Origin of the sequence: Glutamicibacter sp. FR1 (genome assembly GCF_047300825.1) — a bacterium.
In the GTDB taxonomy this organism is placed as follows: Bacteria; Actinomycetota; Actinomycetes; order Actinomycetales; family Micrococcaceae; genus Glutamicibacter; species Glutamicibacter nicotianae.
On the sequence record NZ_CP178602.1, the window covers coordinates 3,247,762 to 3,273,021 of the forward strand.

The following is a 25,260-nucleotide window of genomic DNA, read 5'->3' on the forward strand; positions in this document are numbered from 1 at the left end:
CTTCTCAGCAGCTGGTACCGGCCTACAGGTATTCTGCGAAGTCCTTCTCGATGACAGCCTTAGGCTTGGCACCGATGGAAGTAGCAACATGCTCGCCACCCTTGAAGACATATACGGCTGGGATACTGGTGATGCCGTACTTCGCGGCGATGGCCTGGTTCTCATCGACGTTGACCTTCACGACGTCGACCTTCGCAGCGTGCTCTTCTGCGATCTGATCCAGAACTGGACCTAGCTGGCGGCAAGGGCCGCACCACTCTGCCCAGAAATCAACGATGACTGGCTTGTCGGCATCCAGGACATCGGCCTGGAAGGTTGCTTCAGTTACTGCTTTTGCGTTGCTCATAAGAGACAACCCCTTTCTGAAAAAACTTGATTAGACGGTAGCGAGGGTTTCGGTGACGTTGGCCAGGTAGTGCTCCACGTCCTGTGCAGCGGCGCAACCGGAAGCAGCTGCGGTGATTGCCTGGCGGTAGGTGGAATCGATGACGTCGCCGGCAGCAAAAACTCCTGGCAGCGAAGTCTTCGAGGTGCGTCCTTCGACAGCGATGGTGCCCTCGGAGGTGAGCTCGAGCTGGTCCTTGACCAGATCAACGCGAGGGTCATTACCGATGGCAACGAAGATACCGGTAACGTCCAAGGTGCTCTCTTCGCCGCTGGTACGGTTCTTGAGGACCAGGCCGTTGACCTTGTCTTCGCCGTTGATGCCGATGACTTCGGAGTCCCAGATGAATTCGATCTTTTCGTGGGCCAGGGCGCGGTCGGCCATGATCTTCGATGCGCGTAGCTCGTGGCGACGGTGCACCACGGTAACCTTGGCGGCGAACTTGGTCAGGAACAGTGCTTCTTCCATGGCAGAGTCGCCACCGCCGATCACGGCGATAGTCTGGTCGCGGAAGAAGAACCCGTCGCAAGTGGCGCACCAGGAGACGCCATGGCCGGAGAGGCGCTTTTCGTCTTGCAGGCCCAACTCGCGGTAGGCGGAGCCGGTGGAGACGATGACAGCACGGGCACGGTAGACGGTGCCGTCAGCCAGGGACAGCGTCTTGATGTCGCCTTCGAGGTTCATTTCGGTGACGTCGTCGAAGAGAATCTCGGCGCCGAAGCGCTCGGCCTGCTTCTGCATGTTGTCCATCAGATCAGGGCCCATGATGCCCTCGGGGAAGCCTGGGAAGTTTTCCACGTCGGTGGTGTTCATCAATTCGCCGCCGGCAGTGACTGAGCCTGCGATGACTAGTGGGTTCAGATTCGCACGGGCGGTATAAACCGCGGCGGTGTAACCGGCCGGGCCGGAGCCGACAATGATGACTTCACGGATCTCTTCAGGGGTCATAAGAATTCTTTCTCCAGTGGTGTAATGGCGTATTCGCTGCTCAGGACAGCAGCCGGGTGGCCAGGTCTGCGACGCGGCGGCTGATCTCGTCGCGCACGAGCAGCATCCGTTCGCGTCCTTCGATGCCGCGGGAGCTTGGCTCATCGAGTTCCCAGATTTCGATATCCACCCCGTCCGCTTCCGGGACCTGGGCTTCGCGTCCCAGGACGACGACCAGTCCGGCTTGGCGCATCTGTGCTTCGGTGAGCTGTTTTGGATGCTCTGCGGTGATGTCGATGCCCTGTTCCAGCAGCACTTCGGCTGACAGGGCGTTGATCTTCGAGCCCGGATGCGTCCCCGCGGAAGAGACGTCGATCTGCGCGCCTGCGCGGGCGTTCATGAGGCCAGCGGCCATCTGCGATTTGCCGCCGTTCTTGACGCAGACGAAGAGCACCGCTGGCTTGGCTGCTGCGCTCATTTCTTGGCCACCAAGCTGGCGCCCAGGGATTCCAAGGCGCCGGGGATCACCGAGAAGTAGGCCCACACCCCGCGCTTCTCGCGGTGCAGGATTCCGGCATCAACCAGGATCTTCAGGTGGTGCGAGACGGTGGGCTGCTTGAGCTCCAGGGGCTCGGACAGATCGCAAACGCAGGTTTCGGCTGCTTCGCTCGCTGAGACGATGGAAAGGATGCGCAAGCGGTTCGGGTCGCTCAGGGCCTTGAAGCGCAATGCCAGCAGCTCGGCTTCTTCGAGCTGGAGGATCGCTTCGCCCTGCGAGGGGACGCAGCATAATTCGGCTGCCGCGGCTGGGTGTTCGCCAGCGGGGTTCAGGGTGGAGGTGCTCATCGGCCTCGGCTCATTTCTTGGCTCTCAATAGAAATTGACAAACATCGATATAGGCAAGCATACTCGAAACATCGACGCTCGTCGATGTCTAAACTTGGAGTGATGATTGCATGACACCTGCGACCGTGCCCGATACCGCCCCCGTGGCGGCGAAACTATCTTTCCTGGACCGGTACCTGGCCCTGTGGATCCTGCTCGCCATGGCCGTGGGCTTGGGGCTGGGCCGCATCTTCCCGAAGCTGGGAGAATTGCTGGACCGCTTCACCGTGGCGGGGGTCTCGGTGCCCATCGCCATTGGCTTGCTGGTCATGATGTATCCGGTGCTGGCCAAGGTGCGCTACAACGAAACCGGCAAGGTGCTCTCGGACAAGAAGCTGATGGTCACCTCGCTGGTGATCAACTGGATACTCGCACCGGCATTCATGTTCGTGCTGGCCTGGGTATTCCTGGCGGACCTGCCTGAATACCGCACCGGCCTGATCATCGTGGGCCTGGCCCGCTGCATCGCCATGGTGTTCATCTGGAACGACCTGGCCTGCGGCGACCGAGAGGCGGCTGCCGTGCTGGTGGCCATCAACTCGGTCTTCCAGGTCATCGCCTTCGGCGCCCTGGGCTGGTTCTACCTGCAGCTTCTCCCATCCTGGCTGGGATTGGAAACCACCAGCGCCGAGTTCTCCATCGCCGCGATTACCGCCTCGGTGCTGGTCTTCCTGGGTATCCCGCTGCTGGCCGGATACCTGACCCGCACCCTGGGCGAGAAGGCCAAGGGCCGGGACTGGTACGAGAACAAGTTCCTGCCGAAGATCGGCCCGTGGGCGCTGTACGGATTGCTGTTCACCATCGTGCTGCTCTTCGCCCTGCAGGGAGATAACATCATCTCCCAGCCGCTGGATGTGCTGCGCATGGCCGTCCCGCTGCTGGTTTACTTCGTGGTGGTTTTCGGTGCCGGCATGCTCATCGGCCACTGGCTGAAGCTGGGGTACCCGCGCACCACCACCCTGGCCTTTACCGCGGCCGGCAACAACTTCGAGCTGGCCATCGCGGTAGCCATTGCGACCTTCGGTGCCACCAGCGGCCAGGCCTTGGCCGGGGTGGTGGGTCCGCTGATCGAGGTGCCGGTCCTCGTCGCCCTGGTCTACGTGGCCCTGTGGTCGCGCAAATTCTTCCCCGCTGCCAAGCCAACTACCACTTCTGTCTAAGGAAACAATCATGGCTGAAAACAACACCAAGCCCTCGGTCCTCTTTGTCTGCGTGCACAACGCCGGGCGCTCGCAAATGGCCGCCGCCTACCTCTCCCACCTGTCCAAAGGTCGCATCGAAGTGCGATCGGCCGGATCCGCCCCGGCCGATTCGGTGAACCCGGCCGCCGTCCAGGCAATGCTGGAGGAAGGCATCGACATGTCCGCCGAGATCCCCAAGGTGCTGACCACCGAGGCCGTACAGGACTCGGACGTCGTGATCACCATGGGCTGCGGAGATGCCTGCCCATTCTTCCCCGGCAAGCGCTACGAAGACTGGAAGCTGGAAGATCCGGCAGGCCAGGGCGTTGAGGCTGTCCGGCCGATCCGCGACGAGATCCGCACACGCATCGAAGCACTGATCGCAGAACTGCTTCCCACCGGCTAAATCCGCTTCTCAGGATTCACGACGGTTCACCAAAATTCAAGGAGTCATGATGGACACAACCCATCCCGTAGTGGTCATTGGTGCCGGACCGACCGGCCTGGCCGCCGCCGCACACCTCATCGAACAAAACCAAGATGTTCTGGTGCTCGAAGCCGGCACGAGCGTGGGCGCCGCCATTGAACAGTGGAAACACATCAAACTGTTCTCCCCGTGGCGCTTTGATATCGATGCTGCGGCGCAGCGTTTGCTGGAGACCCCAAGCGAAAGTTACGCAGGTGACTGGGTCGCCCCACGCAAAACCAAGCTTCCGACCGGCGCAGAACTGCTCAACGAATACCTCGAACCACTGGCAAACCACCCGCGATTGGCCTCGCAGATCAAGTTCGGCCACCGCGTGACCAAGATCAGCCGGCTGCACCAAGATGGTCGGGGCATCGACAAGACACGTACTGCTGGCCGTGATGAGTCTCTGTTCCTGGTTCGCACCACAACTGCGCTGGGCGATGTGGATGTGCTGGCGCGTGCTGTCATCGACGCTACCGGTACCTGGAGCCAGCCAAACCCTGTGGGCCGGTCGGGCATCGAAGCAATCGGCGAAGCCGAGGCCCGCACGCAAGGCTTCATCACGTCCCCGTTGCCCGACCCTCTAGGCACCGACAGAGAAGACTTCGCAGGCAAGACGATTCTGGTGCTCGGCGCAGGGCATTCGGCGGCGAACACCATCATCTCGCTGGGACGCTTGCAGAAGGAACAGCCGGACACCAGAATACTGTGGGGTCTACGTGGCCAGGCGAATCCGATCCGGCTTTATGGCGGCGGGGCCGCAGACCAGCTGCCCGCACGCGGGCAGCTGGGCACTTCTCTTCGCCGACTGGTAGAAAACAACCACGTCAGCTTGCTGGAAAACGTGTCAATCAGCTCCCTGGCGATTGGCGGCAAGCTGAGCGTGAACTTGGCCGACGGGCGAGTGCTGAAAGTGGACCGGATTGTTCCGGCTACCGGATTCCGCCCGGATTTGGGCATGCTCTCCGAGCTGCGCTTGAATCTCGACCAGATAGTCGAGGCTCCCAGCGCACTGGGTCCATTGATTGATCCGGAATTCCATAGCTGCGGCACGGTCAGCGCGCACGGTGAAAAGGAACTGGCTCACCCGGAGGCGAACTTCTACATCGTAGGTATGAAGAGCTATGGCCGTGCCCCTACGTTCCTGATGGCCACCGGTTATGAGCAGGTCCGCTCCATTGCGGCGCACCTGTCCGGGGACCTTGAAGCTGCACGCCGGGTTGAGCTTGACCTGCCCGAAACAGGGGTCTGCTCCACCGACCTTGGCGGATCGTGCGATGCTCCGGCAGCTGAGGACAGCTCCTGCGGAAGCGCGCCGGCGGCAGTCGATGCCTGCTGCGGAACATCGGCCGAGGGAGCTGTACCGGCTACCGGCTGCGGTGAAGCAGAAATGCCGAACGAGCAGAGCGATGAGCCAGCGCAGTCGTGCTGTGGCACGAAGCAACCGGTCACAATCGGTTTTGCCACCGGCACCTTGCACGGCAACGCCGAATTAGCAGATAAGTAATATCAAGTGATTACTTGGTGAAGCGGTGTCTGGCAACAGGCACCGCCTCACCACCCCTCTCATGTTCGATCCTCGTTTCTTCGAGTACTTCAGGAGCCATAATGCGCCCCGCTCAATCACCCCTAAAACCTTTCCTTCGATCTCCTCGTGCTCTTGCCGCGTTCAGTCTTGCATCCATCATGCTTCTGGCAGGGTGCGGTTCCGATTACCCGTTAGGTGAAGCTCAGAAGAAGGCCGCCGAAGCTAACACCTCGAATTTGCGCGGCACACTAACTGGTGGCGGATCAACCGCGCAGAATGCAGCGATGAACGCTTGGACCACAGGATTCTCGGTGCTCCATCCCAAAGTCCAGGTGCAGTATGCCTCGGTCGGTTCGGGCGCAGGACGCGAAGGACTACTCGCCGCAGCAACCGAATTCGCCGGCTCCGACGCTTTCCTCAAAGACGAAGAAGTCCAGCGTTCCCAACAGACCTGCGGCCCAGGCGGTGCCATCAACATCCCCGCCTATATTTCCCCGATCGCCGTCACATTCAATATTCCCGGTGTCAGCGAACTGAACCTTGATGCGGATACCATTGCCCGAATCTTCAACAGGGACATCCGCAGCTGGCAAGATCCTGCCATCGCAGCGCTAAATCCCGGCGTAGAACTGCCCGACATTCCTATGACAGTGGTGGCACGATCCGATGATTCGGGAACCACCGAAAACTTCACCGAATATTTGCACAGCGCCGCACCAAAAGCGTGGAGGTACGAGCCTGATGGTAGTTGGCCTAACGATATCTCCCTGGAAAAGGCTCAGGGAAATGCCGGCGTCGTCACCACGGTGTCCCGCACACCTGGCACCATTGCGTACGCTGACGATTCGCTCGTTGATCAAAGCCTCGGCAAGGCGAAGCTTAGGGTGGGCGACGAATTTGTTGAGGTCAGCGGAGAAGCAGCAGCCCTTGCCGTGGCAGAATCTGAACGCGTCGAAGGCCGCGGCGCCCACGATATTGCCCTTGAGCTGGACCGCAATACCACCGCACCCGGAGCCTACCCGTTGGTGCTGGTCTCCTATTTACTGTTCTGTAGCTCATACTCGGATGCCCAAACCGTTGATCTGGTGAAAACCTTCGGACATTACGTGGTCAGCGAAGAAGGGCAAAAGATCGCAGCTGACTCTGCGAAGAGCGCGCCGATGCCAGAACGTTTGGCCAAAGATGCGAGCGATGCGATCGACTCAATCACGGTTCGACCGGTAAATTAGAGGGTTTTGTAAGGGCATTGAGGGCGGTAGAATCTGATTCTTCTGTCCTTTCTGCATTTTCCACGCAATGCGGTGGTCAGATCCTGAAGCGCGAGATGATGCGCTTTCATGGGATGAACCGGAATCCCTTTTAGCGTGATCTCACGTGTTAGAACTAGGAGCCGACACTCCAAACTGCGATTTAACCGCCAAACGAAATTAACAGTCGGACGTTCGAATGGCGGTTTTCTTCGTCCCGTAAATGATGGTTTATAGAGGCCCAACCCGAAAAATAGCACCGATTGATGGGTAGCCACCTTGAAGAATTGGAGGCTGCTACTCATCCTTTATGCTCCACCTTGCCCGTGTGCTTGATCCTGGCGTTATCGTCCTGGCAGTACCCGTGCTGCTCAATACGCCATTCCAACTGTGAAAACCCGCCAAATGAAACTAACAGTCACACCATAGTCCACAGCACTGCCGCCCGTAAGAGGAACGTTAAGTGGGACACTCGGGCTCCACATATTTCACGACAAAGCGTAGAAGCACCAGGCTTCGCCGAGCAAGGGGCATCGCAACAACTTCAAGGCTATTGCACTTATCTTTTCAGCTAAGTAGATTAGCCTTATGGCATCGCGACTCGTAACGAAATACTTGCAGCTCCCAACGCAGGGGAAAATTGCCTACGACATCCAAGGCGCAGGGCCGCTCATCCTGCTTGTTCCGGGAATGGGCGAACTGCGGTCTACATACCGCTTCCTAACCCCAGCGCTTGTTGCCGCCGGATACACCGTTGCCACAACGGACCTGCGAGGACACGGGGACAGCGATGCCTCGTTCCCTAGCTACGGCGACGTCGACACGGCCGAGGATATCGAGGGGTTGCTACGGAAACTGGGTGGTCCCGCCATCGTTGTCGGCAACTCGATGGCTGCAGGTGCGGCAGTAATCGTTGCGGCTGAGCACCCCGAGCTCATCAGTGGACTCGTTCTGATCGGCCCCTTCGTTCGCCAACCATCCACGAACGCCTTCGAGAACCTCCTCTTCCGGATCATGATGGCTCGTCCCTGGGCACCAGCGGCCTGGAAAGCTTATCTGCCTACCCTCTACGCCGGCACCAAGCCCGCGGACTTCGCCGAATACCGCCAGGCAGCAATCAAGAGCATGAAACGACCCGGCTACAGAAGGGCCTTCTGCCTCACCACGCGCACCGACCACCTACGGGCAGGCGAATGCCTAGCCGCGGTGGATTCGCCGACACTTGTCCTCATGGGAGAGAAAGACCCGGACTTCAAGGACCCCACGGCCGAAGCAGACTGGATCGCGCACACACTTCACGGATCTGCCGTCATCATTCCCGAGGCCGGCCACTATCCCCAATCGCAGCAACCAGGGATTACCTCGACCGCTATTATCAAGTTCCTCAGCGCGCTAACCAATCATGTCTAGGCCCGGACTGAACAGAACGATAGTCGTCGAGCGGGCGGCGCTGATTCTCGACCGTAGCCTAGACGGATTGAGCCTTTCCGTCCTGGCAGAGAGCCTAGGTGTGCGGACCCCATCCCTCTACAAGCACATCGACGGAATGCCAGGCCTGCAACGCGACATCATGCTCCGTGCCAAAACGAGTCTGGCCCACGTCCTCGGACAATCTGCCATCGGACGCTCCCGAGACGATGCCATCAGGGCGCTGGCGCTTGCTTATCGTCGTTGGGCACTGCAACATCCCGGACAGTACCCGATGACGGTACATGCGCCCGCTTCCGGCGACGACGATGACGCTAGTGCCTCATCGTCAATCTCTGACGTCGTTTTCAACGTCCTCGAGGGCTACGGGCTCCTCGGGGACGACGCTGTGGATGCCACACGATTCCTTCGGTCCTCGCTCCATGGCTTCGTTGATCTTGAAACGCGCGGGGCATTCGAGCTTCCTGTGGACCTGGAGCGCAGCTTCGCCAGACTGACGGAGAGCGTCGTCGTCGCCCTGGACACTTGGTCTCGGTGATGCTTGTACATAAGGGGTTAAGGGGTAGCGATGGAATCTCGACTGCCTATCCATGGGGGAACCCTGAGCGGGACATCCACTTTCTGGATCAATTGAATCGAGGATTTGCTCCCGCTTCGGAAACTACCGACTCCCATCAATCCCCGGATCTTTGGCTGATGAGAGTCAGTAGTTGTGTAGCGAAATGTCGCGTCTATCCGTTTGACTGCACCACCGGCTTACGGGCACCACGGTAATGCGACGAGGCGGTCGTCGGTTTGACCTCATATGGACTCCCGTGTTTATATATCTATCATGGATATATCGTTTAATGATACGTTCTCTGCGAGGTGTCGTAATGGGACGTAATTCTGGTTATCAGAGTGGAGACCTTGTCGACACTGCACTGCACGTACTGCTCGCACTGGTCCACCCGCGCCATGGTTACGCCGTGATGCATTTCCTCGAACAGGAGAGCGAGGGGGCCATTACACTCGGGCCTGCCTCGCTCTACACGACGCTCAAGAAGCTTGCCGTCGCCGGCCTCATCAAGGAACTCGAGGGTGACGAGTCGCGTCGGACTTACCACCTAACCGCGAAGGGTCACGAGGTCCTCGTCCGCAATATCGAACGTCGCCGCCAGTTGCTGGTCATGGCGGATCACATCATGGAGGAAGCATGAGCACCACTAACAAGATGAGCAACGGTCTGGCAGTCAGCCCCGAGAAGGACCTGGCTATGTTCGCGGACATGGCAGGTCAGGGAAAACACCTGAACGGTATCGCGAAGCTGGGTCACGGATGGAGCTTCGTCGATGGGGTCCCCGAAGAGGCGGTCTTCGACCTCGCTTACGAAAGCAACGCATCGTCGGAGTACTTCGACATCTTCCAGGCGGCTGGCTGGGAGCTCGTGATCTCGATGGGAGACGTGCACATCTTTAAAGCAGTACCGGGAACGGCTCCGATCCACACCGCCGAGTCACGACGAGACGAACTTACCCGAAATCGAGATCGCTACCTTCGCTACAGCGTCATCGCGCTGATTGCCTTCCTGCTTGTCGGTTTGGGAGTTCGTGTGGCCTCATGGAATGAATGGCTAGAACTGTCTTTGCTGGTGGTGTTCTTATTTCCCGTTGTCTACACCGTCGTTCCGCTGGTCGGATACTGGAGTCATTTGAATAAGCTAAATCGCTCAAGCTGATCACCTAGGTTAGATTGATCATCGCGGTCAGAAAATGGACCTCATAGCAACACGGGAGAAACAGCGGTCGATACTCTAACCACATTTTTGGTGTGACTGTCCCGTAGAGCCTTGGGCTTGCGGACGCCCAAGCGAAGTGCCGAGGGCTTCGGGCGGCATTTGCAGTCGCCCTTGGAACACGACACCAGCGCTTGATGTCCCCGATTCCTGTCGAGCGTCATGTCAAGATCAGTATATGGTTATTGATCATACCGACCGCGTAGCTCTCGTCACTGGTGCTACCGGTGGCCTCGGAATTCCTCTGGTTTCCCAGTTGGTGGAGCAGAAATACCGAGTGATTGCCGTCGGTCGGTCCCATGAGAAGTTGACTGAATTGCCGGAGGAAGTCATGCCCGTTATATGGGACATGTCCACTCATTCCGAGGCACCCGAGATCCTTCTCAATTTGAAACGGGTGGATGTGGTTGTGCAAAACGCCGGCATGGCTGATGTGGCTTCGGTGGCTTCCACGTCTTCGGATCTATGGGACACAATGTTCAGGGTCAATGTTTCGGCACCGGCCAAGTTAACCACTGCTATACTGCCGGGGCTTCGGGCTGCACAAGGACACGCGATATTTATCAATGCGGCACCGAAAATGTCAGGTGTTCCGAATTGGTCAGGCTACGTTGCCAGCAAGGCTGCGCTACGGGAGTTTGCTGATTCTTTGCGTGAGGAGGAATCACGCAACGGCATCCGCGTCACGTCTATTTACCCCAAGGGGACGGCTACTCGGATGCTGGAAAAAGTTCGTGAATCGTTTGGGGCTTCTTACGATCCCAACCGTGAAATCAATCCCGCGTCAATGGCAACGATGATTCTGTCGGTGCTGGATCATCCTGCTGACGCATATGCTCGCGAACTCTCTGTCGGAAAGCCTGGCACTTCCTAGCGCTTGCAAAGCCTCACAATCAGGCAATGAAACACACCAAAATACGCATGACTAGGAACCACTACGGTTTACCACCACAACCGCATGCGATGGAGTCCCAGTGAGGGTTCCTCTTACGGGCGTTCCTCTCGGGGACCGTCATACGGGACATATCCAGCCTTCACTCCGAAAAACGTCTTGATGTTGAGCGACGCTAGACTCAAGAGGTGGACTTTACAGACGTAGCCGTGCTTGAAAGCCCGTTCGTTCGACTCGAACCGCTTTCCGAGACGCACCATGACGACCTCGTTACAGCAGTTGAAACCGATGAGCTTTGGCGGACGTGGTACACGCATATCCCGTCTCCTGCGACCATGGAAAAGGAAATCAAACGTCGGGTTTCCTTGCACACCGAGGGTCGGATTGTTCCTTGGGCCATCATCGATCCACGGACTTCTCGTGCGGTGGGAATGACCACGTATTTGAACCTCGAACCCGCCAACCGTCGTCTTGAAATCGGGTCAACCTGGATCGGGTCGAAAGCTCAAGGAACGGGAGTCAACGCCGCAGCCAAGATGCTGTTGCTCCAGCGAGCGTTTGAGGAACTGGGATGCATCGCTGTGGAGTTCCGGGCGCATTGGCACAATCACCAATCCCGGCACGCAATCGAGCGACTCGGTGCCAAGCAAGACGGCGTTCTTCGCAACCACACGATCTTCGAGAATGGCACCGTCAGGGACACCGTGGTGTTCTCCATAGTCGAAGCCGAATGGCCAACCGTGAAATTCGGACTTGCCGAAAGACTCAACGCCTACGAAAGTTAGTCATCCTACGCGCCAGATTGACGGGGTCAGCTTCCCAGTTAGCGTTCCTCCTACGGGACACCAAAAACGACTGATTTTGACAGCGAACACTGATGTGCGCGACACGCACTAACGGCCTGGGCTAAGGTAACTGGCGGAATGGTTTCAAGCCCAGATATTGTCTGAGTATGCAAGTAACTCCGACCGTGCATGCAGAGCCAGAAGACTATGAAAAATACCCGACTTACCGAGTCAATTTTTGGCAGAGCGGTCCGGGGCAGGTGAGCTTTAACCTAGAGGCCTTTGTTGTGTCAGGCGCGTTGGATGTCAATCAGGTGAAGGAATGGATACGCGACCATGCTGCAGGGCGCTCCTATGAGCTGTTTGTCGAGGTAGACGGAACCGTGCCCGATGATTATCGGAAGCCGCGGGTGGCGGCTCTCATTCGCATTGAGGGGAGAGACCCAAATATGGGTGAGATGACGGAAATCGGGAGATTCATCCCCGGGTAGTACAACAGGGTGGGGCCAGCAGTTCTGCCGGCCCCACCCCAAGAGCAATGAAGACTTAGTTCTTTTGACCTTCTCGCACGAACGTGACAGTCATCAAAGACGCCAAGTCGGATTCTGATTGTGTAGAAAGTGAAGCAGCGCCGCAGGCGATGGGTAAGATGGAACCGTATTTTTGGTAGGTCGATGCAGTGTCGAGTACATATCCGGGAGGGGGCTTAATTTCACCCTTCCCCATCCTCGAAAATCTCCAGGACCTTCCTTGCAACTGACCCCTCGGTTGGTGGAGATATAGTTCCTGCCGGAATTTGATTCTGTGGAGCCGCCCCACTGCGTGGGGTTGGGGGCTGTACGAATTAGCGAATAGTGAATTGTTAGGCTAACGGCATTACCACCGCTGCACGAGATGCTGGCGGTGCCGTTAATCGTGGCGGTTACGTGATGTGAGCCGTGTGGGTGGTGGACCCCGAGGTCGCATCGAATGCTGGGAGCAAGCAACGCATATTCAGCTTGCGTGAATGTAGATTCTTCTGCTGGCAAGATTGTCAGTTCTGTTGCTTCAGTCGAAAACACCTGATTTCCAGCCTCATCGAACTGAGTCGTTATTTCGGCCTGGTCCGGTGCGAGCTGCTGCGCGGGTTCCATCGCAAGGCTCGGAGTGCCGATGGTTGCCGAAAGCGCAATTACGGCAGCCAAAGCAAGAATCTTTGACGTAAACATTAATGCCTTCCTACACAGTGTGAATATGTTATTTCCACCACATAGCTTTTCTTAATTCTTGTCAAGGTGCTGGCAAATATCTGTTGCCATTGAGTTTCTTTCTCCTGGATGCGCGGGCGGTCCAAAACGGAAAAGAGTTGAGCTTCCAAAATTGACCGTCCTCGATGCCCAGCAAGGGTTGCCCATAAGGGGCGTTTTAGGGGGGAACCATGCGGTCTTAGGCACAATAAGATATGGGAGACTCTGGATATGAACAACGACGAGCGCGCTTCCGGCCAGGACACCCTGCGAATGGTGAATGTCCTCAAAATGGCTTTGGAACGTAGAGCAGAGGTCTTCGAGATCATTGATCGGGCACCCGACGAATCAACGGCGAGAACGCACCTCGCCAGATTGCTTGATGTCGAGGAGTCTGACTGCTATCCAATACTTAATTTGCAGGTCAAGAGTTGGCTTGGAACTTGGCGCGAGCGTCTCGATGAAAAAGCCGAAGGCCTCCCCTGATTCTTGAACGCGACGCGTCTCAGCCATAGCGACGCACGTGGTTTGGGTAGCCCTTAGCGTGGATTCTCCAGGTCAGTCCAAGTGAATTTTGCAGATCTTACCGGTTGGCTCACCATTAACGGTGTTTTTTGAGCTGCTCAGCTGCCTACAGGAGTCTGTCGCTCTGGCAGCGTAAACCTTGGTGTCAACCAAACCTTCAGCAGACCCGTTCGTGGAAGCGACGTGGAAGGTTTATCAACGGCTGGTAGCCGCATACCGGGCTCCTTCCCTACGGGAGGGGAAGGAACGGTTGAGGGATTTGATCCATGACCTGGCCAAGGCCTTGCCTAAGGAAATGATCGAGGTGAGGTCCTTGGCGACAACGTTGAAGAACGGCGCGTCGGATATCTTGGCGTATTTCGATCATATGGGGTCATCGAACGGGCCAACCGAGGCGATCAATGGGCGCTTGGAGCATCTTCGAGGTTCGGCGTTGGGGTTCGGGAACCTCTCGAATTGCATCGCGAGGTCTCTGTTGGAGTCTGGTGGGTTCAGACCGGTGTTACACCCTTGATTGCGAAGAGCCACTATAGTGTGAACCAATGACCGCCGACAGCTGGCCAACGGAGGTACACATGGTTGTGGTGAAGAAACCCGGTGCCGATGCCCTGGTGTACTTCTGGTTTGCGATTTCACTAGCCGTGCTCGGTGTGGTGATCGGGCAGATCGGCGCGGTCATGATGCTCAACAGTGCATTGGAGCTGAACGTCCTGAACGTGACCACGCTGCACCTGGTCGCCTGGGGCTGCTATGCCGGAGCGGCGATCTTCACCATCGTTGTCATGCACAAGGCCCTGGCTATGCTGATTTATCTGGTGCATCATCATCGCCCGCTGCCGCCGCGCAGGATGCCGGTGATCCGCGATGCCCCGGTCACCGCCCAGACAACCAAGACGACCCCAGCAAGCCACGCATCAGCTGGCCCGACGGATCTAGTGGATCCGCTGGGCAAGCACGAACTGCCCTCCGGGTCCAAGCCGAAAACCTTCCCGCGGCAGGCGCTGGGTGCACTGCCCGCGCAGGACCGGCGTCCTCGCAACCGGCGCCAGAACTCCGGCAAAGGCGACGACCCCGCATAGCGAACCCTGCGTCCACTGCGCTTCGGCAGTTGCAGCAAGTCCCGGTAATGCAAGGCGCTCCACAACCGGGGGAGTCAATATTTGTTCCGCGGGTGTCATGAACTTCGAGGCCTGTTGGCCCCGGTGCAATGTTTTAGGCATCACCTATAAGGAGCGTGCGATTGAGTTCCCCAAAGCCATTGCGGATCCATAGAGCGTGGCTGGTTGCCATCGTGACCACACTGGCGCTCGTTGCCACAGCAGCTTTCCGCTCCACCACCGGAGCGTTCTTCGAACCGCTCGAATCCGAATTCGGCTGGCTCCGCACCCAGCTGTCGACCGCGGTGACCATCAACCTGGTGGTCTACGGCCTGGCGGCACCCTTCGCCGCGACCTTGCTGGAACGCTATTCCATGCGCAAGGTGGCCGCCATCGCCCTAGCTCTGGTGGCCGCGGGTGCCGGATTATCGGTGTTCATCAGCCAAATCTGGCAGTTGTGGGTGCTGTGGGGCGTGCTGGTTGGACTGGGCACCGGAGCGATGGCGCTGGTTTTCGGTTCCGTGGTGGCCAACCGCTGGTTCTCCGAACGCCGCGGCCTGGTGATGGGCATCTTCTCCGGCGCGAATGCCGCCGGCCAGTTGGTGTTTCTTCCGAGCATCGTGGTGATCATCGAGCAGTATTCATGGCGGATCGCTGCCCTGGTGGTTGCCGTTTTCGCGGTGCTGATCATCCCGCTGCTGCGCTGGCCTTTTGCCAACTCCCCTGCCGAAGCCGGGGTGCTTCCCTACGGCGGAACCGAAGCCGCTGCCGCTCCGGCAGGCGAACCCCAGCAAGGGTCGATGGCCGCCGCGACGCTCAAGGCCCTGTTCTCGGCTTCGCGCTACCCGGCATTCTGGGTCCTGGCGATGACCTTCTGGATCTGCGGCTGGTCAACCAACGGACTGGTGCAAACGCACTTCATCCCTGCGGCGCATGACCACGGCATGCCGGCCACCACCGCGTCCGGACTGCTGGCACTGATTGGAATTTTCGACATCCTCGGCACCATCTTCTCCGGGTGGCTGACCGACCGCGTACGCCCGTGGCTGCTGCTTGCGGTGTACTACGCGCTGCGAGGGCTCTCGCTGCTGTTCCTGCACTCGCTGATGGGGCCCACCGTCGAACCGCTGCTGTGGATCTTCATCATCTTCTATGGCCTGGACTGGGTGGCCACGGTGCCGCCTACGGTGGTGCTCTGCCGCCAATACTTCGGTCCGGTCAAGGCAACCGTGGTCTTCGGCTGGGTCTTCGCCTTCCACATGATCGGCGCCGGCGCAGGTTCGCTGACCGCGGGGCTGTCGCGGGAAACCACCGGCAGCTACCTGGCCGCATGGATTACCGCCGCGGCGCTGTGCTTCGCGGCGGCCGTGAGCCTGCTGTTCCTGCCGCGCATGCGCAAGGCTTACGATGATCCGCAGCTCGAAGAAGTCGGGGTATAGCCCGACTGGCACCACTACTGCACGGCCGTTTAACGCAAAAACCTCGCAGAGCAGATCAATACTGATCGCTTTGCGAGGTTTCGCTTTCAGGCTCAGGCCACCGCTACATCCTTCGACGGAACGTGCAGCTTCTTGTTGCCGTAGTGCACCGAGAAGAACCAGCCGATGCCGGTCACGATATGGATCAGGCTCAGGCCCACGGCGGTAGCGGCATCCGCTGCGTGCATGATCGGGAAGGCGATCGACACGACAGCAATAATCAGGCCGACCCACTGCGCGATCTTGCAAATGCCCTTGCTTGCCCGTCCAATCAGGAAGACCACCAGGCCGAAGAACAGGATCGGGATCAAGGTGAGCTGCAGCACGCGGTCGAAGGCGACAACATCAGTTGGGTTCGGACCGATCCGGCGGGATGCCCCAGCGGCGCCAGCCAGGAAGAAAATGATGACGTTCAGGTAGCTGGTACCCAGCGCGCCGATAATCACCTGGATGAAATTGAATGGGCTATTGGGTTGTCCCTGAGCCGTCATGGCACTCCTAGAATTGTTGAAAGTTCGCAACCATTCTATTCCCGAGCACCTGTGCCACGGCTCTCAATAGCCCGTGAGAACCGCGACACTTAGCGTGACTATACGTTTTCCAGCTCCGCGATCTCGTTGAACTTCCTGTTCGAGTAGTTCACCGCACGAGCCTGGTTCCGGGCCGATGGCACGCTTGGAATGCAACCAAGGCCGCAAGGCGCGGGCAAGAAGATCAGCGCAGCAAGTCGAATGCTGATGGCATCTACCAGCAGATCCCCTGCGGCAGTAACGGTTCACCGATCCATGGGATCGAGCTCTTCAGTGCCCTGACCCTCGGATGGCTTCTTCGAATTTTTGTATGCCTTGACTGCAAATACTGCCAAGGCGACCACGACAAGAGCGGGGAGAATATAGAAGAAGAACATCTCGTAGAAGTTAGGATCTAAAGGACTCATAGTTTCCAAGCGTACTCACATGGACACTTTATGTACATCATAACTATTTGAGGCAGGCCGAAAGCCTGCATCCTGAGCCACCCCTCCCCAAGCAGCATCCCTGACCCTTGGCCATCAAGTTCGGAGCATCCGGAGGAATTTCGATTGGCTCCGGATGGTTCTGGCAACCCTCCGCTTCTGCGCGTGTTTCTTACGCTGTCAGCATTGGATGCATTGATTGACCTGCGCAGGCAAAGATTTCTCATTCGATCTGGGCACTCTGCCCCACCGCCGATGGGTCCAGCTAGATCATCTAAAAATGCAGCCAATTCAGGGCCCATCTCACAAGCGAGGAAACTCCTAAACGCCGACACTCATCCGTGCCCGTTGGCATGTCCGCCAACTTCTCGGAAGGCTCGGAACGAAGAGCCGGCTTCCCCGATCGGTCTCACAACCGGCTTGTTCCAGGCAATCGCCGCCTCAGGCGCTCCTTTGCGAGTTTCGCAGCCCGTCCAGTTCCGCGATCTCGTTGAACTTCCTATTCGAGTAGTTCACCGCGATATACCAGGACGCCGCAACCACCAGGTGCATGATCGTCACCGTCAGGGCGGTCCCCCAGTCCTCGGCGAAGAACCACTGCACCACCGCCGAGGCCAGCACGACTGCAACGCCGATGATCTGGGCGATGCGGCAGAACCCCGGCTTGGCCCGGCCAATCAAGAAGGTCAGAAACCCGAGAACGAGAATCGGCGGAGCGGTGAAGCGCACGATATGGATGAAGTCCAGGTTTTGGAACAAGCCGCCGGAGTACTCCATGGATGCGCCGATGACCCTGGCAATGAAGTAGGCCAAGACACTCAGCGACATGGCCCCGAAAGCCGCAATCACCACCTGGGCGAAATTGAACGGCATCTTGAATCTAACGTCAGCCTGCATCGCAAATCATCCCCTTTTACGGCGAATTCGAGCTGAACCGGTAGTTCCACTGTACGCCCGCTGGCGGCAAATGGATCCGGCGATTTTCCGATGCCTTCAGCAGCGGCATCAACGGCACGCGGTCGCACCGTGACTAGTTGGGGCCCAGCACCAGGAACAACGCGTATCCGCCCAGCGCACAGAGCGCCAGCGTGGTCATCAGCACCACGACCACGTCCGCCTGGACCTTCTCGTGCTTCACCCCGAGGGCCATGCGCCGATAGCGCGCACGCTGCGAGAGCAGGATTCCCAGAGCCATCGACGAGGACACCGCGATCAGCAGGATCATGCCGATGCCGTAGTGCGGCAGCCAGCGCAGGAAAACGGCCGAGACCACGAGAAAGGAAACCATCGTGCGATTCCACGCGAAGATGGTCCGCTCGGGCTGCAGGCCCGCATCGGCGATCTCGATGGGTTCGTCTTTCACGAGCCGAGAGACCAGAAGATCATGGCGATGGCCGCCAGCGAGGCCACCACTGCACCGAAGGCCAGCAATGGGACAATGGCGGGAATCGGCAGCGGGCGCCCGGTGCGCATGCTGCGTTCCACGCGGACCCAGCGCACGGCTGCACCGGCGGCAATCAGGATGCCGACGCCGATCACCAGCACCGCCAGCCAGGTGCGAACTGGCGACGGGAAGGCCTCGGCGGCGAAGGCCTCCAGCGCTGTGCCGCCGGCAAGGAACGTCAGAGACGTGCGAACCCAGGCCAGGAAGGTGCGCTCGTTGGCAAGGGTGAAGCGCGGGTCGGGCTCGCTGCCCTCGGGCAGCAGCCAGCGTGAGATCTGGCTGCGTTCGGGCTCGGACATGACCCTCCTTGGTGTACGTCGATGCTATGAGCATACCCAACCAATCATCGGTGAAACTTATTTAGCTGGTTGATAAAAACAGTTTTACGGATGTGATCCAGCGCATAATAATTGATTGCAGCACTTGAACGAAAGAAAGGGCGCATTCCATGGCCTCCACCAATCTGGCTCATCCCAATCGGGGGTGTAGGAGTTGGGGTCTGAAGCCGCCGGTCTCGAGCAGGCTTCGGGCGATGTAGTTGGTCAGGTTGCGGAACCCGAGTGCGGAGCCGCGCAGGTGTTCGAGCCGTCCGTTGAGCGCCTCGGTCGGCCCGTTGCTGGTGCCGGGTCGTTCGAAGTAGGCGAGCACGTCAGCGGCTCGCTTCTTCAGGGTCCGGCCCAGGGTGGTGGGCTCGGTGAGCACCTTGGGGACGCCGGCGCTGAGGTCGGTGATCAGCTTCTCCATGAGCTCGCGGCCACGTTGCCGGTCCTCGTGGCGATAGGCGGCGATCATGCGCTGGTAGACACCCTAGGTCGCCTCGACCTCGACGTGAGCGTCATCAGCGAACAGCGCGCGTAGCCTGTCGCTCTGCTTGTCGGTGAGCAAGTCCGCGCCGGTGTGCAGCGTGCGCCGCGACTTGTAGAGCGGGTCGTCCCTGAACCCACGGTGCCCGTGGATCGCGAGTTGGACCCGGCGCCGGCACCTGTCGAGGGCGTCACCGGCCAGGCGCACGACGTGGAAGGGATCCATCACCGTGACCGCGTCACGGAAGGCGTCGTCGCGGTCGGCGAGCCAGGTCTTGAACGCCGCCTTCGACCGGCCCTCGACCATGTCCAGCAGCCTTGCTGGGCCGGCGCCATCGCGTACCGGGGTGAGGTCGATGATCACGGTGACGTACCTGTCGCCACGCCTGGTGTGCGCCAGACGTGCTCATCGACGCCAATGACCTTCACGCCCGCAAACCGCGTGGGGTCGTTGATCAGTAGCCGCTTGCCTTCAGCCAGGACCGCGTTGTTGGCGGTGTCCCACGCGACCCCGAGTCCCTCGGCGACACGGGCGACGGTGAGGTGTGCGACCACGATCCCGTCCAGCGCCCACCGCAGCCCGGTGCGCGAGAGCTTCGCGCGTGGCTCCGCCGCGGCGCTGGTGTCTTGGCGCCACACGTGTCCGCAGTCGGCACAGCGGTAGCGGCGCACTACAACTTCCAGCACGGTCGGTCGCCAGCCCAGCGGCTCGTGGGCCAACCGCCGGATCACGGTGTCACGAGCAGCGCCTTCGCTGCCGCACCGTCGGCACCACTGATCTGGTTCCACCACGCGGCACGCGAGGACCGCACGATCCGGTTCAAGTCGTTGTCCGGTCACGCTCAGACCGAGGCCGTCGAGTCGAGCGAAGGCGGTCAGGTCAGGGCGGCCGAAGCCGGCCGGCGGGGTAGCGTCGGACACGTCGAGGTCTTTCGGATGGATGGCGTAGGCACCTCCGCCGTCGGGAGACCTCGACGTCTATCTGCGGACCGACGCGCCCGGCCGACCTACACCGTCATCTGAGAAGACCCCTGAAACGTCTTCGACGACGACGGGACCGGCGAGGAGGAGGGCGCGGTGAGCTAAAGGAATGGAGCTTACTCGGCTTCGACGCCGCCGCAAGCTCCGGTGAAACGGTCGGTACTGGTCGGCCGTCGTCGGTCACCACCGGATGGCGGCGTCCCCACGCTCGGCGTTTGCGCAGGTCAGCGGCTCGTTCGCCCAGTGGGCGCATCAAGCGATAGACGCAAAGCCGACGTGATTCGGTCGTCGGTTCGAATTCGACAGGCGGCTCCGGCGAACAGCCCCTGACCTGCGGAAACGCAGGGCAGGGGCTGTTCGGTTCTGGTGGTCGCGCGATGCGCTGGCCTCACGGCTCTGCCCGACACCAACGTCGCTCTCCTCTGCGACGGACCCCTCGCAGGCTGAGCGCTCGCGGCCGGCATCCTGTCCGTGTGCCGATAGGCCTCGCACCGCTCGGCAACGCAGCGTGGCGTTGCGTCGCGACCTGGCGACGGCTCGGCGGGGCGCGATGGTCTCGTGCGTTGGCGGACTACGGGAGCTTGGACGCGAGGACGTCGGCCGCCAGGATCTCGGGTGCTGCGCCGAGGAGGTGCTGGTTGGCCATCAGGGCTGCGACGATGGCGCCGTTGGCGTGGGCGTCGCGAGCGGCCTCGTCGGGGAATGCATCGAAGATCCAGAAGGTGTCGGCGTGGGTCCTGACCGCGAACCAGACAATCGTTCCTGCTTCTTCGTTGGCGAGCGCGACAGCGCCGGCGAGCAGATCGGCGAGCGCGTCGTGCTGTCCATCGGCCGCGACGATCTTGGCGACGAAGGCATACGGAAGTGATGTGGGTGTTGACATGAGGGGTTCTCCTAGGTGTCGTGGTTTCTTGGTGAAGCTAGTTCAGTCTATGACGAGCAAGGGCATGTGAGAAGTGGCGTATACGGCAGTAATGCTATTGTTTACGTCATGCGTATAGGACTGATCGCGATCGACGGCTGCTTCGGTTCGGCTATCGCGTCGATCATCGACATCGTGCGGGTGGCCGACGGAGCCCGCGGCGATGTCGACCCGCGGATCGACCCGATCGAACTCGCCATCCTCGGACCGAAACGGCGAGTGACCACGACGGCATCGATGACCCTGTCGGTGGACCACCCGCTGTCGGAGTCCGGAGAGTGCGACGTGGTCGTCGTCCCTGCGCTTGGAACCCTTACGACCGCCGCTACCAACGACGCCCTCCAGAGCCGGGATGCTCGTTCGGTCATCGCCTCGCTCGGACGCCTCGACGAGGCGACCACCCGGATCGCCGCGGCGTGCACCGGCGTGTTCGCTGTCGCCGAGACCGGACGGATGCATCATCGACGGGCGACGACCAGCTGGTTCCTGGGGCCGGAGTTCCTGAAGCGCTATCCGACCGTCGACCTCGATCTCGACACCATGGTCGTGGTCGACGGGAACCTCGTCACCGCCGGCGCCGCCTTCGCCCACATCGACCTCGCGCTCTCACTCGTGCGATCGATCAGCCCCGACCTGGCCCAACATGTCGCCAAGCTCCTCCTCATCGACGAGCGCCCGTCGCAGGCGGCCTTCGTCGCCTACGAACATCTCCGGCACGAGGACCCGATCGTCGTCGAGTTCGAACGCTTCGTGCGCGCCCGCCTGGACGAACCGTTCAACGTCGCCTTCGTCGCGCAGTCGCTCGGCACCAGCCGGCGCACCCTCGAACGACGAGTCCGTGCGGCGCTCAACCTCACTCCGCTCGGCTTCGTCCAACGGCTTCGCATCGAACGAGCTCGGCACCTCTCAGCAACCACGGACCTCACCTCCGCCGAAATCGCGCTACGGGTCGGCTACGCGAATGCCGAGACTCTGCGCTCCCTCCTGCGCAGGGAGCGACGCCGTTCCTGACCTATCGCCATGCCTTAGAACCACCTCTCAGCACGTCGCGTCGACGCTCCTGCGTCGCCCCTGGACGCCCCACTCGTCACGCCCGCAGCACAGGCCATGCGACGTGCCCCGGCTTCCCGGACGGTCGGGGTTGGGTGGCTATGATGTCGCTGCGTTCTCGTCGAGAGGATCTGCAGACCCGATCAGGGTCGATTGGGATGAGACGCGAAGGCCGTCAGGTCAGGGCGGCCGAAGCCGGCCGGCGGGGTAGCGTCGGTAGACCGGCGAGAACGCCGGAAAGCGCGCAGGCATTTCCACCGCCGTCGTCGTGGGCGACAGCGTCTATCTGGTGGACGCCGGAACCGGCGTGGGCAACCAGCTGATGAAGGCGGGCTTCACCCCGGCTAACCTTCGCGGCATCTTCCTCACCCACCTGCATTCGGATCACACCATCGACCTGGCGTCGCTGGCCATCATCGGCCCGGGCGACCGCGGCGCCCTGCCGCCAGCGTCGCCACGCGCCACCACCGCACCGCAGCCGGTCTTCGCGCAGAACCCGCCCCCGGGCACCGCCTCGATGTTCGAGCACCTGATGCAGGCCTACGCCACTGACCTGAACGACCGCGTGATCAACGCGCTGCGCCCCTCCCCGCTGGACCACTTCATCGCCTCGGACATCGAAATCCCTGCCTGCACCGGGTACCACCCCAATGCCAACCCGACCCCGGCGGACTTCGCGCCATTCGAGATCTACCGCGACGAGCTGGTCACGGTGAGCGCAACGCTGGTCAAGCATCCGCCGATCGCCCCGGCCTTCGCCTTCCGCTTCGACACCGCCGAAGGCTCGGTGACCATTTCCGGGGACACCGCGCCCTGCCGGAACCTGGTGGACCTGGCGAAGGACACCGACCTGCTGCTTCATGAAGCGATCGACTTCGCCTGGGTGGAACGCGCCTACGGTTCGCTGGGCACCTTGGAAGCCCAGGCCTCGATGGACCACCATCGCGCCTCGCACACCTCGCCGGAACAGGCGATCGCGATTGCGCATGAGGCCGGGGCACGCACCCTGGCCCTGCACCACCTGGTCCCCGGAACCACTCCCCTGGAAGTCTGGGAGGCCCACGCCGAGAAATTCTCCGGCACCTACCTCGTGCCCAACGACCTGGACACGATATCCTTTTCCCGCGTCACTAGTGAAATGCCGGCAGCAGTCTCGGAAGGGCACTGTCATACGAGGGAACGGCAGGACAGAATACGTCACCTTCGAGCCTCCTGCTTGCCTGATCGCTGGCTGCGCGGCCTTCGTATGACACTTGCATGACGAAATTCGAACCCGGGAACTGCGCAGCTTCCGAATAGGATGGCTGTTCACGGCAAATAGGCAGAACAGGTGGAACGTGGATCCAGCAGGCGTCATCCCCTTCATGTTCGGGTTGCTGGCCATCACTGTGGTGGCAGCGTTCCTCGCACCCATGGCCCGGGATGGAAAGCTCGCGCGCAATGCGGCAATCGGCATCAAGACACGCCATACCTTGGCCAGCGACGAGGCTTGGTTGGCAGGGCATCGGCGGGCTGCGCCGCTGGTGGCCGCGGCTACCTGGTCCGGCTGGGCCATACTGGCCGGTGCAGCGATCCTCTGCGTGCTGGGCCAGTTCAGTTTCGCCTTCGCCACGACCGGCGCAAGTTATCTGGCCATTATCGTGTTGCTGATGGTCTCGGCTGCCAAGGCGAACAAGGCCGCGCGGGGCGTCTAGCGGGCAGCCCGTCGCTCTTCGGCTACCACTTTCAGACACATGCTTAAAGCAACGGATCGCGCCATCGGCAGATGGTGCGATCCGTTGCTTGCGCGGTCAGCGTCTTGCTACAGCAGCACGGCGCCCAGGAACAATACCGTCAGGAAAGCAGCGGTGCCCTGGATGGCGGTTGCCACGCTCAAGGTCTTGTATGCGGTAATCACCGGAATGCGGCTGAGCTGCGACACGACCCAGAAGTAGGAGTCGTTGGCGTGCGAGACAACCATCGCACCGGCGCCGACGGCCAAGACCGTGAGCACCATGCCCAGTTCCGAACCCAGACCCAAGGAGCCGAGCATTGGCGCGACCAGCGCGGAGGTGGTCACCATGGACACAGTGGACGAGCCCTGCGCGGACTTCAGCGCAGCGGCGATCAGGAACGGCACCGCCAGGCCCAAGCCCAGGCCGCTGAGTGAATCCGACAGAATCATCGTCAGATCCGAGGCCGCCAGCACCGCGCCGAAACCTGCACCGGCGCCGGTGATCAGCAAGATCGGGGCAGCGGTACGCACGGCTTCATGCATCTGCTCGTTGAAGACCGCCAGCTTGCTGTCACCGCTGAGCAGGAAGGTCGAGGAGATCAAGCCGAAGATCAGCGCGATCACCGGGGTGCCGATGAAGGAAAGGATTTCCAGTGCAATGCCCTCGCCGAATGGGTGCGAAGGCAGCTTCGCGATGGAGGCGGCGCAGATCAGTACCAGCGGAACCAGGATCGGCATGAATGCCAATGCCGGGCTGGGCAATTTGCCGAAGCTTGCGCGCAGCTGCTCATAGTCGAGTTCGGAGATGTCATCCTCGCCCTCACTCGGCAGCGGGGTCCACTTGGACTTGTTGAAACGGCTGGCATAGGCCAAACCTGCCAGCGCTGAGATGGCGGCAACTGGCAATCCGACAGCGATGATCAGGCCCAGGTTATAGGCAATCCCGATGCTTTCCGCTGCGGCCAGCGGGCCCGGAGTCGGCGGCACCATGGTGTGGGTTGCGTACAGGCCGGTCATTAATGCGATGGATGTCGCCAGCGCGGAAACTCCGGTGCGCAGGGTGATGGCTTTGCGCAGCGAGTTGAGCACCACGTACCCGGAGTCACAGAAGACCGGGATGGAAACGATGTAGCCGATGATCGACAGCGTCAGGTTGGGGAACCGTGTGCCCAGGACCTTGATCAGCGCATCTGCCATGGAGATCGCGGCACCGGATTTCTCCAGGATCACTCCGATCATTGTTCCGAACAGGATCACCAGACCGATGTTGCCCATGGTGCTGCCAAAGGCCGTGGTGACCGTCGAGGCCACGTCGGCCAGCGGAATCCGGTAGGCGAAGGCGGCCAGGATGGCGGCGCCAATGAGGGCGAGGAATGGGCTGATTTTCAAGCGTGCCGTGACCATGACGATGGCCACGACAAGGATCAGCAGAACAAGAAGTTCATACACGGCGGGTTGGCTCCTTTGCCAAAAACAGTAGTTCTCTGCTCCCGGCCCACGATGGCACAACCGGTGGATCAGCCCCGTCGGCAAAGCTGCTCAAAGCCTTGGCTGTTGGACTAGA

28 protein-coding genes and 2 pseudogenes are annotated in these 25,260 nt (G+C 60.3%); 18 read left to right on the forward strand and 12 right to left on the reverse strand.

The annotated features are described in order from the left end of the window. Positions 1 to 22: 22 nt before the first annotated feature. From trxA to ACLQ8T_RS15615, 4 genes are read right to left on the reverse strand one after another with little or no spacing between them, the layout of a single operon-like run. Complete coding sequence (gene trxA / locus ACLQ8T_RS15600) at positions 23 to 346, reverse strand: thioredoxin (protein ID WP_413455211.1); 324 nt, start codon at positions 344 to 346, stop codon at positions 23 to 25. 30 nt (positions 347 to 376) lie between these two features. Further along, entirely contained in the window at positions 377 to 1,333 is a 957-nt protein-coding gene (gene trxB / locus ACLQ8T_RS15605; protein ID WP_413455212.1) for a thioredoxin-disulfide reductase, read from the reverse strand. A gap of 40 nt (positions 1,334 to 1,373) precedes the next feature. Continuing rightward, the gene (locus ACLQ8T_RS15610) at positions 1,374 to 1,790 is read right to left on the reverse strand and encodes a low molecular weight phosphatase family protein (RefSeq protein ID WP_204719519.1); all 417 of its coding nucleotides are present in this window, start codon (positions 1,788 to 1,790) and stop codon (positions 1,374 to 1,376) included. Further along, positions 1,787 to 2,158 carry an ArsR/SmtB family transcription factor gene (locus ACLQ8T_RS15615; protein WP_413455213.1) on the reverse strand — a complete coding sequence of 124 codons (372 nt, stop codon included), beginning with the start codon at positions 2,156 to 2,158 and terminating at the stop codon, positions 1,787 to 1,789. Before ACLQ8T_RS15615 ends, ACLQ8T_RS15610 begins: the two co-directional genes overlap by 4 nt. Before the next feature lie 110 nt (positions 2,159 to 2,268). On the opposite strand from ACLQ8T_RS15615, the gene arsB reads away from it, so the two are divergent. The 11 genes from arsB (at position 2,269) to ACLQ8T_RS15670 (ending at position 11,992) form a co-directional block, all read left to right on the forward strand. Next, a complete protein-coding gene (arsB, locus tag ACLQ8T_RS15620) occupies positions 2,269 to 3,357 on the forward strand; it encodes an ACR3 family arsenite efflux transporter (RefSeq protein WP_038992397.1) in 1,089 nt (362 codons plus the stop codon). Positions 3,358 to 3,367: 10 nt separating this feature from the next. Next, positions 3,368 to 3,784, forward strand: a complete 417-nt coding sequence (locus ACLQ8T_RS15625) for an arsenate reductase ArsC (protein ID WP_413455214.1) — start codon at positions 3,368 to 3,370, stop codon at positions 3,782 to 3,784. Positions 3,785 to 3,833: 49 nt separating this feature from the next. Continuing rightward, positions 3,834 to 5,354 carry an FAD-dependent oxidoreductase gene (locus ACLQ8T_RS15630; protein WP_413456426.1) on the forward strand — a complete coding sequence of 507 codons (1,521 nt, stop codon included), beginning with the start codon at positions 3,834 to 3,836 and terminating at the stop codon, positions 5,352 to 5,354. A 101-nt stretch (positions 5,355 to 5,455) separates the two neighbouring features. Next, entirely contained in the window at positions 5,456 to 6,604 is a 1,149-nt protein-coding gene (gene pstS, locus ACLQ8T_RS15635; RefSeq protein WP_413455215.1) for a phosphate ABC transporter substrate-binding protein PstS, read from the forward strand. Positions 6,605 to 7,210: 606 nt separating this feature from the next. After that, positions 7,211 to 8,032, forward strand: a complete 822-nt coding sequence (locus tag ACLQ8T_RS15640) for an alpha/beta fold hydrolase (RefSeq protein WP_413455216.1) — start codon at positions 7,211 to 7,213, stop codon at positions 8,030 to 8,032. 292 nt (positions 8,033 to 8,324) lie between these two features. Beyond that, positions 8,325 to 8,588, forward strand: a complete 264-nt coding sequence (locus tag ACLQ8T_RS15645) for a TetR-like C-terminal domain-containing protein (RefSeq protein WP_413456427.1) — start codon at positions 8,325 to 8,327, stop codon at positions 8,586 to 8,588. Positions 8,589 to 8,925: 337 nt separating this feature from the next. Continuing rightward, on the forward strand, positions 8,926 to 9,249 hold the full coding sequence (locus ACLQ8T_RS15650) for a PadR family transcriptional regulator (RefSeq protein WP_096256521.1): 324 nt from the start codon (positions 8,926 to 8,928) through the stop codon (positions 9,247 to 9,249). Further along, the gene (locus tag ACLQ8T_RS15655) at positions 9,246 to 9,767 is read left to right on the forward strand and encodes a DUF2812 domain-containing protein (RefSeq protein ID WP_413455217.1); all 522 of its coding nucleotides are present in this window, start codon (positions 9,246 to 9,248) and stop codon (positions 9,765 to 9,767) included. The genes ACLQ8T_RS15650 and ACLQ8T_RS15655 overlap by 4 nt, the downstream gene beginning before the upstream one ends. A gap of 235 nt (positions 9,768 to 10,002) precedes the next feature. Then, positions 10,003 to 10,698: an SDR family NAD(P)-dependent oxidoreductase gene (locus ACLQ8T_RS15660; RefSeq protein WP_413455218.1), complete on the forward strand. Its 696-nt coding sequence runs from the start codon at positions 10,003 to 10,005 to the stop codon at positions 10,696 to 10,698. A gap of 206 nt (positions 10,699 to 10,904) precedes the next feature. Continuing rightward, positions 10,905 to 11,501, forward strand: a complete 597-nt coding sequence (locus ACLQ8T_RS15665; protein ID WP_413455219.1) for a GNAT family N-acetyltransferase — start codon at positions 10,905 to 10,907, stop codon at positions 11,499 to 11,501. Positions 11,502 to 11,686: 185 nt separating this feature from the next. Beyond that, positions 11,687 to 11,992: a hypothetical protein gene (locus ACLQ8T_RS15670; RefSeq protein WP_413455220.1), complete on the forward strand. Its 306-nt coding sequence runs from the start codon at positions 11,687 to 11,689 to the stop codon at positions 11,990 to 11,992. 93 nt (positions 11,993 to 12,085) lie between these two features. Here the strand turns inward: ACLQ8T_RS15670 and ACLQ8T_RS15675 are convergent, their stop codons facing one another. Further along, on the reverse strand, positions 12,086 to 12,709 hold the full coding sequence (locus ACLQ8T_RS15675) for a hypothetical protein (RefSeq protein WP_413455221.1): 624 nt from the start codon (positions 12,707 to 12,709) through the stop codon (positions 12,086 to 12,088). A 249-nt stretch (positions 12,710 to 12,958) separates the two neighbouring features. Between ACLQ8T_RS15675 and ACLQ8T_RS15680 the strand changes: the two genes are divergently transcribed. From ACLQ8T_RS15680 to ACLQ8T_RS15695, 4 genes and pseudogenes are all read left to right on the forward strand, one after another. Further along, positions 12,959 to 13,213 carry a hypothetical protein gene (locus ACLQ8T_RS15680; RefSeq protein WP_204719542.1) on the forward strand — a complete coding sequence of 85 codons (255 nt, stop codon included), beginning with the start codon at positions 12,959 to 12,961 and terminating at the stop codon, positions 13,211 to 13,213. 211 nt (positions 13,214 to 13,424) lie between these two features. Beyond that, positions 13,425 to 13,766: pseudogene (locus ACLQ8T_RS15685) on the forward strand (transposase); the annotation flags it as partial. Between the two features lie 61 nt (positions 13,767 to 13,827). Next, positions 13,828 to 14,331 carry a hypothetical protein gene (locus ACLQ8T_RS15690; RefSeq protein WP_413455222.1) on the forward strand — a complete coding sequence of 168 codons (504 nt, stop codon included), beginning with the start codon at positions 13,828 to 13,830 and terminating at the stop codon, positions 14,329 to 14,331. Positions 14,332 to 14,486: 155 nt separating this feature from the next. Continuing rightward, entirely contained in the window at positions 14,487 to 15,788 is a 1,302-nt protein-coding gene (locus ACLQ8T_RS15695) for an MFS transporter (RefSeq protein ID WP_413455223.1), read from the forward strand. Positions 15,789 to 15,880: 92 nt separating this feature from the next. Here the strand turns inward: ACLQ8T_RS15695 and ACLQ8T_RS15700 are convergent, their stop codons facing one another. From ACLQ8T_RS15700 to ACLQ8T_RS15725, 6 genes and pseudogenes are all read right to left on the reverse strand, one after another. Next, positions 15,881 to 16,318, reverse strand: coding sequence for a DUF6069 family protein (locus ACLQ8T_RS15700; protein WP_413455224.1), 438 nt, complete (start codon positions 16,316 to 16,318; stop codon positions 15,881 to 15,883). Between the two features lie 905 nt (positions 16,319 to 17,223). Continuing rightward, complete coding sequence (locus ACLQ8T_RS15705) at positions 17,224 to 17,655, reverse strand: DUF6069 family protein (protein WP_413455225.1); 432 nt, start codon at positions 17,653 to 17,655, stop codon at positions 17,224 to 17,226. Between the two features lie 157 nt (positions 17,656 to 17,812). Continuing rightward, positions 17,813 to 18,145 (reverse strand): DUF202 domain-containing protein, encoded by a 333-nt coding sequence (locus ACLQ8T_RS15710; protein ID WP_413455226.1) that lies wholly within the window; start codon positions 18,143 to 18,145, stop codon positions 17,813 to 17,815. Then, entirely contained in the window at positions 18,142 to 18,525 is a 384-nt protein-coding gene (locus tag ACLQ8T_RS15715) for a YidH family protein (RefSeq protein WP_413455227.1), read from the reverse strand. Before ACLQ8T_RS15715 ends, ACLQ8T_RS15710 begins: the two co-directional genes overlap by 4 nt. 169 nt (positions 18,526 to 18,694) lie before the next feature. Beyond that, positions 18,695 to 19,950, reverse strand: a pseudogene (locus ACLQ8T_RS15720) (ISL3 family transposase). A gap of 631 nt (positions 19,951 to 20,581) precedes the next feature. Then, on the reverse strand, positions 20,582 to 20,893 hold the full coding sequence (locus tag ACLQ8T_RS15725) for a putative quinol monooxygenase (RefSeq protein ID WP_413455228.1): 312 nt from the start codon (positions 20,891 to 20,893) through the stop codon (positions 20,582 to 20,584). Between the two features lie 108 nt (positions 20,894 to 21,001). On the opposite strand from ACLQ8T_RS15725, the gene ACLQ8T_RS15730 reads away from it, so the two are divergent. From ACLQ8T_RS15730 to ACLQ8T_RS15740, 3 genes are all read left to right on the forward strand, one after another. Next, a complete protein-coding gene (locus tag ACLQ8T_RS15730; RefSeq protein ID WP_413455229.1) occupies positions 21,002 to 21,943 on the forward strand; it encodes a GlxA family transcriptional regulator in 942 nt (313 codons plus the stop codon). Between the two features lie 307 nt (positions 21,944 to 22,250). Further along, positions 22,251 to 23,243, forward strand: a complete 993-nt coding sequence (locus ACLQ8T_RS15735; protein WP_413455230.1) for an MBL fold metallo-hydrolase — start codon at positions 22,251 to 22,253, stop codon at positions 23,241 to 23,243. A gap of 76 nt (positions 23,244 to 23,319) precedes the next feature. Continuing rightward, positions 23,320 to 23,676, forward strand: a complete 357-nt coding sequence (locus tag ACLQ8T_RS15740) for an SdpI family protein (protein WP_413455231.1) — start codon at positions 23,320 to 23,322, stop codon at positions 23,674 to 23,676. Between the two features lie 107 nt (positions 23,677 to 23,783). Here the strand turns inward: ACLQ8T_RS15740 and ACLQ8T_RS15745 are convergent, their stop codons facing one another. Further along, positions 23,784 to 25,145 carry a GntP family permease gene (locus tag ACLQ8T_RS15745; protein ID WP_413455232.1) on the reverse strand — a complete coding sequence of 454 codons (1,362 nt, stop codon included), beginning with the start codon at positions 25,143 to 25,145 and terminating at the stop codon, positions 23,784 to 23,786. Positions 25,146 to 25,260 lie beyond the last annotated feature (115 nt).

Coding starts and splice junctions, on each gene's coding strand:
- trxB (WP_413455212.1), bottom strand. CDS start 1,333: ATGACCCCTGAAGAGATCCGTGAAGTCATCATTGTCGGCTCCGGCCCG.
- ACLQ8T_RS15610 (WP_204719519.1), bottom strand. CDS start 1,790: ATGAGCGCAGCAGCCAAGCCAGCGGTGCTCTTCGTCTGCGTCAAGAAC.
- ACLQ8T_RS15660 (WP_413455218.1), top strand. CDS start 10,003: ATGGTTATTGATCATACCGACCGCGTAGCTCTCGTCACTGGTGCTACC.
- ACLQ8T_RS15625 (WP_413455214.1), top strand. CDS start 3,368: ATGGCTGAAAACAACACCAAGCCCTCGGTCCTCTTTGTCTGCGTGCAC.
- ACLQ8T_RS15680 (WP_204719542.1), top strand. CDS start 12,959: ATGAACAACGACGAGCGCGCTTCCGGCCAGGACACCCTGCGAATGGTG.
- ACLQ8T_RS15640 (WP_413455216.1), top strand. CDS start 7,211: ATGGCATCGCGACTCGTAACGAAATACTTGCAGCTCCCAACGCAGGGG.
- ACLQ8T_RS15655 (WP_413455217.1), top strand. CDS start 9,246: ATGAGCACCACTAACAAGATGAGCAACGGTCTGGCAGTCAGCCCCGAG.
- arsB (WP_038992397.1), top strand. CDS start 2,269: ATGACACCTGCGACCGTGCCCGATACCGCCCCCGTGGCGGCGAAACTA.
- ACLQ8T_RS15730 (WP_413455229.1), top strand. CDS start 21,002: ATGCGTATAGGACTGATCGCGATCGACGGCTGCTTCGGTTCGGCTATC.
- ACLQ8T_RS15690 (WP_413455222.1), top strand. CDS start 13,828: ATGGTTGTGGTGAAGAAACCCGGTGCCGATGCCCTGGTGTACTTCTGG.
- ACLQ8T_RS15715 (WP_413455227.1), bottom strand. CDS start 18,525: ATGTCCGAGCCCGAACGCAGCCAGATCTCACGCTGGCTGCTGCCCGAG.
- ACLQ8T_RS15650 (WP_096256521.1), top strand. CDS start 8,926: ATGGGACGTAATTCTGGTTATCAGAGTGGAGACCTTGTCGACACTGCA.
- ACLQ8T_RS15630 (WP_413456426.1), top strand. CDS start 3,834: ATGGACACAACCCATCCCGTAGTGGTCATTGGTGCCGGACCGACCGGC.
- ACLQ8T_RS15705 (WP_413455225.1), bottom strand. CDS start 17,655: ATGCCGTTCAATTTCGCCCAGGTGGTGATTGCGGCTTTCGGGGCCATG.
- ACLQ8T_RS15675 (WP_413455221.1), bottom strand. CDS start 12,709: ATGTTTACGTCAAAGATTCTTGCTTTGGCTGCCGTAATTGCGCTTTCG.
- ACLQ8T_RS15615 (WP_413455213.1), bottom strand. CDS start 2,158: ATGAGCACCTCCACCCTGAACCCCGCTGGCGAACACCCAGCCGCGGCA.
- pstS (WP_413455215.1), top strand. CDS start 5,456: ATGCGCCCCGCTCAATCACCCCTAAAACCTTTCCTTCGATCTCCTCGT.
- ACLQ8T_RS15700 (WP_413455224.1), bottom strand. CDS start 16,318: ATGACGGCTCAGGGACAACCCAATAGCCCATTCAATTTCATCCAGGTG.
- ACLQ8T_RS15725 (WP_413455228.1), bottom strand. CDS start 20,893: ATGTCAACACCCACATCACTTCCGTATGCCTTCGTCGCCAAGATCGTC.
- ACLQ8T_RS15645 (WP_413456427.1), top strand. CDS start 8,325: ATGACGGTACATGCGCCCGCTTCCGGCGACGACGATGACGCTAGTGCC.
- trxA (WP_413455211.1), bottom strand. CDS start 346: ATGAGCAACGCAAAAGCAGTAACTGAAGCAACCTTCCAGGCCGATGTC.